This is a genomic window from Nocardioides sp., from assembly GCF_035697785.1.
Lineage (GTDB): Bacteria > Actinomycetota > Actinomycetes > Propionibacteriales > Nocardioidaceae > Nocardioides_B.
Genome location: NZ_DASSCL010000134.1, coordinates 1 through 7,340, shown reverse-complemented (window position 1 = coordinate 7,340; position 7,340 = coordinate 1). Strand labels below are relative to the sequence as shown.

Genomic DNA, 7,340 nt, shown 5'->3' with positions numbered 1-7,340 from the left:
GACGTCACCGGTGCCGGCCTCGCCCTTGGAGCGGATCATCGCCGCGCCCTCGGTGATCCGGCGGAGCGCCTCGCCCAGGTTGGTCGCGCCGCAGACGAACGGGACGGTGAACGCCCACTTGTCGATGTGGTTGGCGTAGTCGGCCGGGGTGAGCACCTCGGACTCGTCGACGTAGTCGACACCCAGGCTCTGCAGGACCTGCGCCTCGGCGAAGTGGCCGATCCGGGCCTTCGCCATCACCGGGATCGACACGGCCGCGATGATGCCGTCGATCATGTCCGGGTCGCTCATTCGGGACACGCCGCCCTGGGCGCGGATGTCGGCCGGGACCCGCTCGAGCGCCATCACGGCGACGGCGCCGGCGTCCTCGGCGATCTTCGCCTGGTCGGCGGTGACCACGTCCATGATCACGCCGCCCTTGAGCATCTCAGCCATGCCGCGCTTCACGCCGGAGGTGCCGGTGCGGGGAGTGTTGCTGTCAGTCACGTGCTCGACCTTCTTGTCATCGTCCGGGGGCCACCTGCGCACAAGGGGCACACACCGGGATCAGGGGGTGCTTCCAGCCTACGACCCGCGGACCGAGACGAACGAATCAGTCCGCTCGCTCAGTCCGCGACCAGCGCGGCCGGTGGTACGTCGTCCAGGTCGACCGTGCGCAGCTCGGCCGCGTTCCCGGCCAGCCGGAGCCAACGCACCCGCCGCCGGCTGCGCAGGGCCCGTGCGGAGACCACGACGTCGTTGTGGAACCGCCGGGCCAGCTCGACCTTGCGGCACGAGGCGGCGAGCTCGTCGAGCAGCGGACCGACGTCCCGCCGGGCCCGCAGCTGGTCGAGCTCGTCGCGGTCGGCGAGCACGGCGCGCAGCGACTCCGACAGGTCCGACTGGGCCGACTCCAGGTCGTCCCCGGCGGCGGCCCGGGCCACGTGAGCGGCGTCGACGAGCAGCAGGGAGCGCGCGGGGTCGAGGGTGTCGCTTGTGGCCAGCTCCAGCGCGGCGCCGGAGCGCCGGAGCAGCTGGGCGTCGAGCGCGGCCCGGGACACCTCGATGCGGTGGTGCATGCGGTCCAGCCGGTGCGCGGTCCAGTAGAGCCAGAGCCCGACCATCAGAACGAGCACCGCGAGCAGCAGCCACCAGATCCAGTCCATCAGCTCACCGTGACGGTCTCGTAGACCTGGAGGATCTTGGTCGCCACGGTCCCCCAGTCGTAGCGCCGCACGACGCGTGCGGCCTCCTCGTCGAGGGCGGTACGACGACCGGGATCGGTGAGCAGCGCACCGAGCCCCTCGGCCAGGTCGCCCGCGTCGCCGGCCCGGAACAACGCACCGCACCGGCCGCCCTCGAGCACGCGCGCGAACGCCGGGATGTCGCTGGCGAGGACCGTCGCCCCGGCGGCCATCGCCTCGACGAGGACGATGCCGAAGGACTCGCCCCCCGTGTTGGGCGCGACGTACACGTCCGCGGTCCGCAGTGCCGCCGCCTTGTCCTTGTCGGATGCCCGACCGAGGAAGTCCACCTGGCCCCGCAGGGTGGCGGGGAACCCGGCCGCCGCCTTCTCGACGTCGCCGCCGCCCACCACCAGCAGCCGGACCCCGGGACGTTCGGAGGCGACGCGCGTGAACGCCTCTGTCATCAGCGCGAAGCCCTTGCGCGGCTCGTCGAGCCGCCCGACGAACGCGACGGTGCCGCCGGCACCGCGCCACTCGGGGCGAGGCACCGCGGCGGTGTAGTGGTCGACGTACACGCCGTTGGGGATCACCACCGGCTCACCGCCGATGTGCTGGACGAGCGTGTCCCGGGCGTACTCCGACACCGCGATCCGGGCGGTGATCTTCTCCATGGACGGTCGCAGGATCGACGCGGACGCAGACATCGCGCGGGACCGGACGTTGGAGGTGTGGAAGGTGGCGACCACCGGGCACTCGGCCGCCCACAGCGCGAGCAGCGCGATGCTCGGCGTAGCGGGCTCGTGCAGGTGCAGCACGTCGAACCGCCCGTCCCTGAGCCAGCGCCGGACCCGGGCGGCGACGACGGGTCCGAAGGACAGCCGGGCAACGGAGCCGTTGTAGGGCACGGGGACCGCGCCACCGGCGAGGACGACGTACGACGGCGTCCCGTCCTCCTCGCCGGGCGCGAGCACGGAGACGTCGTGGTGCCGGGCGATCAGCGCCTCGGCCAGGTCCTTCACGTGGTTCTGGACGCCGCCGGGAGCGTCGAAGGAGTACGGGCACACGATCCCGACCTTCATCGGGCCGCCAGGTCCGCCGTGAAGACCTTCTGCATCATGTGCCAGTCCTGCGGGTCGGCCGCGATCCCGCCTGAGAACGCGTCGGCCACGCCCTGCATCATCGCCACCAGGCCGGCGTCACCGGGCCGGTGCGGCACCGGCTCGTGGAACGTCAGCTCGAGGTCGCGGCCGCGGTAGGCCAGCGTCACCGGCACCAGGTCGACGCCGCTCTCGCGCGCCAGTGCGGCCGGGCCGCGCGGCATCCGGGCCGGCTCCCCGAGGAGGGTCACCTCGGCGCCGGCGCGGGACAGGTCACGGTCGGCCAGCAGGCAGACCAGCCGCCCCTCCGCGACCGCCTCGGCGAGCCTCCGCATCGGCGGGGCGCCGCCGGTCAGTGGCAGGATCTCCATGCCCAGCCCAGTGCGGAAGGCGACGAACTCGTCGTAGAGCCGGGCCGGCTCGAGTCGCTCCGCGACCGTGGTCAGCGGCATCCCGGTGGCGCACGCCCAGGCCCCGGCCCAGTCCCAGTTGCCCATGTGCGGCAGCGCGGCGACCACGCCGCGGCCCGCCGTCTGCGGGTCGCGCAGGTGGTGCTCGCCGATGACACGGGTGCGTCGGACCAGGTCGTCGAGCGGCCACGACGGCAGCCGGAACGACTCGCACCAGTACCGCAGGTAGGAGCGGAGCCCTGCCCGGGTGGCGGCGTCGAGATCCGGCTCGGCGACACAGCGACGCAGGTTGTCGCGCAGCCGCCGCACGCTGCGCCCGTCGCGGCGGTGCACCTGGTCGGCGATCTGGTCGAAAGCGGTCCGGGCCACCGGCTCGGGCAGCCACCGGACCACCCGCCAGCCGGTGAGGTAGCTGGCGGTCGAGGCCTGCCCGGCGGCCGCGGTTGCGGCGCGACGCAGGCCGCGCGGGACCTGGATGACGGTCACGTCAGGCGGCCGCGAGCGCCTGGCGGCGTACGGCCAGGATCCGCTGCACAACGGTGACCGTGCTGGCCAGCGCCAGCACCGCGAGGGTGAACGGCACGAACCAGGCCTGCCCGAAGATCACGGAGAGACCGGTCATCACGAGGATCGCGACCAGCCGGTCGGCTCGCTCGGCCAGGCCGCCCTTCGCCTCCATGCCCAGCGACTCGGCGCGGGCCCTGGCGTACGACGTGGTCGCGCCCATCACCAGGCAGTACAGCGCGAGCCCGGCGTACACATCCGACTCCCCCGGCCCCATGAAGTAGAGGACGAGCCCGCCGAAGATCGCCGCGTCGCCCAGCCGGTCGAGGGTGGAGTCGAGGAACGCGCCCCAGCTCGAGGACGTGCCGGACAACCGGGCCATGTGCCCGTCGACCAGGTCGCTGAACACGAACGCGGTGATGACCAGGACGCCGGTGAGCAGCTGACCGCGCGGGAAGAAGAACAGCGCACCGAAGGAGACGCCGAGCGTGCCGACGACGGTCACCGCGTCGGGGCTCACGCCGAGGCGCAGCAGCAGCCGGGCGATCGGGGAGATCAGCCGGGTCCAGAACTCACGGAATCGGTTCAGCATGGCGAATGAAGGCTAGCCGGTGGCGCTAGCCTTCCCTGGCAGGGCTCGGCGACCGCGTCGAGGGAGGCACGATGACGAACGCACCCGGCTCGATGGGCTCGACCCGTAGGTCCCTGCACGGCGTCGCCGAGCTGGTCCTCGCCGGGCCGCAGTACCAGCGCAGCGGCACCATCCGGCTGCAGGCGACCCCGGGCGGGTTCGGCACCACACGGCTCCCGGAGCTCTCGGTCCGCGGCGACCGACTGGTCGGACCCGACGGGGACGTCGGGCTCCATGGCCGTACGGCGGCCCAGGTGGCCGCGGCCGTCGGCGTCGCGCCGCACACGCCGGCCGGGCTGTACGCCGACGGCTCCGGAGTGTCCCCGGACGAGCCGCTCAGCGTCGACGCCGAGACGGCCGCGTTCCTCGGCGACGTGTTCGCGGTCGGCAACGAGGCGCTGCTGGCCTTCGTGCCCCAGGAGACACCCGTGCTGTGGCCGGAGCACTTCGACATCGCCGTCTCGGTCGACGAGGTGAACTACGGGGTCTCCCCAGGCGACGGCTGGTCGTCCACCCCCTACGCCTACGTCGGTCCGTGGTCCCTGCCCGCCGGTGGGTTCTGGGACGCGCCGTTCGGTGCCGCCCGCCCGGTGACCGAGGAGACCACCGTCGAGCAGCTGGTGTCGTTCTTCCGGGAGGGCCGGGACGCGGCTCAGGCCCAGGCGTCGGCGAGCAGCTGACGAGTCTCGGTCATCAGCTGCGGCAGGGTCCTGGTCCGCCCGATGATCGGCATGAAGTTCTGGTCGCCGGCCCAGCGCGGCACGACGTGCTGGTGCAGGTGCGCCGCGATCCCGGCACCCGCGACCGCGCCCTGGTTCATCCCGATGTTGAAGCCGTGTGCGCCCGACACCGAGCGCACCACCCGCATCGCGGCCTGGGTCAGCCGGGCCACCTCGTCGGTCTCCTCGACGGTCAGGTCCGGGTAGTCAGCGACGTGCCGGAACGGGCAGACCATCAGGTGGCCGGGTGTGTAGGGGTAGAGGTTCAGCACGACGTACGCCGTGTCGCCCCGGTGCACGACGAGCCCCTCCTCGTCGTCGAGCGTCTGGATGCGGCAGAACGGGCACTCCCCCGTCGTACCGTCCAGAGGCTTGTTCTCGCCCCGGATGTAGGCCATCCGGTGCGGGGTCCAAAGCCGCTCGAGCTCGTCGGGGACCCCGGCACCGTCCTGGGTCTCGACCGGGTCGTCGGCCACGTCAGACCTGTGCGCGCGAGGCGATCGCGTCGGTCACCCGCGCTATCGCGTCGTCGACCGAGACGCCGTTGTCCTGGTGGCCGTCGCGGTAGCGGAACGAGACCGCCCCGGCCTCCACGTCCTTGTCGCCGGCGATGAGCATGAACGGCACCTTCTGCAGCTGCGCGTTGCGGATCTTCTTCTGCATCCGGTCGTCGGAGTCGTCGACCTCGACGCGCACGCCAACCGCCCGCAGCCTCGCGGCCACGTCGACGAGGTAGTCGTTGTGCCGTTCGGCGATCGGGATCGCCTGCACCTGGACGGGTGCGAGCCAGGGCGGGAAGGCCCCGCCGTAGTGCTCGACCAGCACTCCCAGGAAGCGCTCGATCGAGCCGAACAGCGCGCGGTGGATCATCACCGGACGTCGCCGCGATCCGTCCGGGGCGGTGTACTCCAGCTCGAACAGCTCCGGCTCGTTGAAGTCGAGCTGGATCGTCGACATCTGCCAGGTGCGGCCGATCGCGTCGCGGGCCTGCACCGAGATCTTGGGGCCGTAGAAGGCCGCGCCACCGGGATCGGCGACGAGCTCGAGACCCGACTCCTCGGCGACCTCGCGCAGGGTCGCGGTGGCCTCCTCCCAGGCCTCGTCGGTGCCCACGAACTTCTCCGGGTCCTTGGTGGACAGCTCGAGGTAGAAGTCCTCGAGGCCGTAGTCCTTGAGGAGCTCGAGCACGAAGGTGAGCAGGCTGGCCAGCTCGTCGCGCATCTGTTCCCGAGTGCAGAAGATGTGGGCGTCGTCCTGCGTCATGCCGCGCACCCGGGTGAGACCGTGCACGACGCCGGACTTCTCGTAGCGGTAGACGCTGCCGAACTCGAACAGTCGCTGCGGGAGCTCGCGGTAGGACCGCCCGCGGGCCCGGAAGATCAGGCAGTGGAACGGGCAGTTCATCGGCTTGAGGTAGTAGTCCTGCCCGGCCTTGGTGACGTTGCCGCGGTCGTCGGCCACCTCGTCGAGGTGCATGGGCGGGTACATCCCGTCGGCGTACCAGTCGAGGTGCCCGGAGGTCTCGAACAGCTCCTTCTTGGTGATGTGCGGGCTGTAGACGAACTCGTAGCCGGCCTCGACGTGCCGCTGGCGCGAGTAGTCCTCCATCTCCTTGCGCAGCACGCCGCCCTTGGGGTGGAAGACCGCGAGTCCCGAGCCGATCTCGTCGGGGAAGCTGTACAGGTCGAGCTCCCGGCCGAGCCGGCGGTGGTCGCGCCGCTCCGCCTCCTCGATCCGGTGCAGGTGCTCCTCCAGCGCCTCCTTGGACTCCCAGGCGGTGCCGTAGATGCGCTGCAGCTGCTTGTTGTGCTCGTCGCCCCGCCAGTACGCCGCCGCGGTGCGCATCAGCTTGAACGCCGGGATCCGCTTGGTGGTGGGCAGGTGCGGGCCGCGGCACAGGTCGCTCCATGCGACGTCACCGTTGCGGCGGATGTTGTCGTAGATGGTCAGCTCGCCGGAGCCCACCTCGACGCTCGCGCCCTCCGCGACTTCGGAGCCGTCCCGACCGTCGACCCCGCCCTTCAGGCCGATAAGCTCGATCTTGTACGGCTCGTCCTTCAGCTCGGCGATCGCATCGGCGTCGGAGACCGGTCGCCGGGAGAACCTCTGGCCCTCCTTGATGATCTTGCGCATCCGCGACTCGATCTTCTCGAGGTCGTCGGGCACGAACGGGGTCTCGACGTCGAAGTCGTAGTAGAAGCCGTTCTCCACCGGCGGGCCGATGCCGAGCCTGACCCCCGGAAACAGGTCCTGGACGGCCTGCGCCATCACGTGGGCGGTGGAGTGCCGCAGGATGTCGCGCCCGTCGGCCGAGTCGATGGCGACCGGCTCGACCGCGGACCCGTCGGCGAGCTCGTGGGCCAGGTCGCGGAGCTCGCCGTCGACCCGGGCGGCGATGATCGCGGGGTCGTCGACGAACAGCTCCCACGCCTTGGTGCCGGTCGTCAGGGTCTTCTCGTCTCGCTCGTCAGCGGCGATGACGGTGACCTTGATCTCGGACACGGGATCCACTCCTGTCGACGGCGGCTGCCCGGTTCGTCCCGGACCGGGTCAGCGTATCCACCGACCCCGCACGGACGCGCCCCGGTTTCCCCGGCCGCCAGGTCTGCGGTTTGGTCCCCAACCGCAACTCCCGGCGGCCGGAACCTGCAGTTCGTGACCAATCGACGACGTGGCCGACTGTCCCGTCCCGGGAACGACGACGGCCGCCTCGTGACGAGACGGCCTGCGAGGAAGGGTGGGCGATACTGGGTTCGAACCAGTGACCTCTTCGGTGTGAACGAAGCGCGCTACCACTGCGCCAATCGCCCTCG

7 protein-coding genes, 1 tRNA gene and 1 pseudogene are annotated in these 7,340 nt (G+C 71.5%); 1 reads left to right on the top strand and 8 read right to left on the bottom strand.

Going from position 1 to position 7,340, the window contains the following annotated elements; all coding sequences use genetic code 11:
- The 5 genes and pseudogenes from VFH10_RS14475 to pgsA form a co-directional block, all read right to left on the bottom strand.
- Nucleotides 1–486 (bottom strand): annotated as a pseudogene (locus tag VFH10_RS14475) (pyridoxal 5'-phosphate synthase lyase subunit PdxS); the annotation flags it as partial.
- Nucleotides 487–605: 119 nt separating this feature from the next.
- Entirely contained in the window at nt 606–1,145 is a 540-nt protein-coding gene (locus VFH10_RS14470) for a hypothetical protein (protein ID WP_325129771.1), read from the bottom strand.
- On the bottom strand, nt 1,145–2,245 hold the full coding sequence (locus VFH10_RS14465; RefSeq protein ID WP_325129769.1) for a glycosyltransferase family 4 protein: 1,101 nt from the start codon (nt 2,243–2,245) through the stop codon (nt 1,145–1,147). The genes VFH10_RS14470 and VFH10_RS14465 overlap by 1 nt, the downstream gene beginning before the upstream one ends.
- The gene (locus VFH10_RS14460) at nt 2,242–3,159 is read right to left on the bottom strand and encodes a phosphatidylinositol mannoside acyltransferase (RefSeq protein WP_325129767.1); all 918 of its coding nucleotides are present in this window, start codon (nt 3,157–3,159) and stop codon (nt 2,242–2,244) included. Before VFH10_RS14460 ends, VFH10_RS14465 begins: the two co-directional genes overlap by 4 nt.
- Before the next feature lies 1 nt (nt 3,160).
- Nucleotides 3,161–3,769 carry a phosphatidylinositol phosphate synthase gene (gene pgsA, locus VFH10_RS14455; protein ID WP_325129765.1) on the bottom strand — a complete coding sequence of 203 codons (609 nt, stop codon included), beginning with the start codon at nt 3,767–3,769 and terminating at the stop codon, nt 3,161–3,163.
- Nucleotides 3,770–3,840: 71 nt separating this feature from the next.
- Between pgsA and VFH10_RS14450 the strand changes: the two genes are divergently transcribed.
- A complete protein-coding gene (locus tag VFH10_RS14450) occupies nt 3,841–4,488 on the top strand; it encodes a hypothetical protein (protein WP_325129763.1) in 648 nt (215 codons plus the stop codon).
- Here the strand turns inward: VFH10_RS14450 and VFH10_RS14445 are convergent.
- From VFH10_RS14445 to VFH10_RS14435, 3 genes are all read right to left on the bottom strand, one after another.
- Nucleotides 4,461–5,003: an HIT domain-containing protein gene (locus tag VFH10_RS14445; protein WP_325129761.1), complete on the bottom strand. Its 543-nt coding sequence runs from the start codon at nt 5,001–5,003 to the stop codon at nt 4,461–4,463. The two genes, VFH10_RS14450 and VFH10_RS14445, sit on opposite strands and share 28 nt — an antisense overlap.
- 1 nt (nt 5,004) lies before the next feature.
- Nucleotides 5,005–7,029 carry a threonine--tRNA ligase gene (gene thrS, locus VFH10_RS14440; RefSeq protein WP_325129759.1) on the bottom strand — a complete coding sequence of 675 codons (2,025 nt, stop codon included), beginning with the start codon at nt 7,027–7,029 and terminating at the stop codon, nt 5,005–5,007.
- A gap of 236 nt (nt 7,030–7,265) precedes the next feature.
- Nucleotides 7,266–7,337: transfer RNA gene (locus VFH10_RS14435), tRNA-Val, on the bottom strand.
- Between the last annotated feature and the right edge of the window lie 3 nt (nt 7,338–7,340).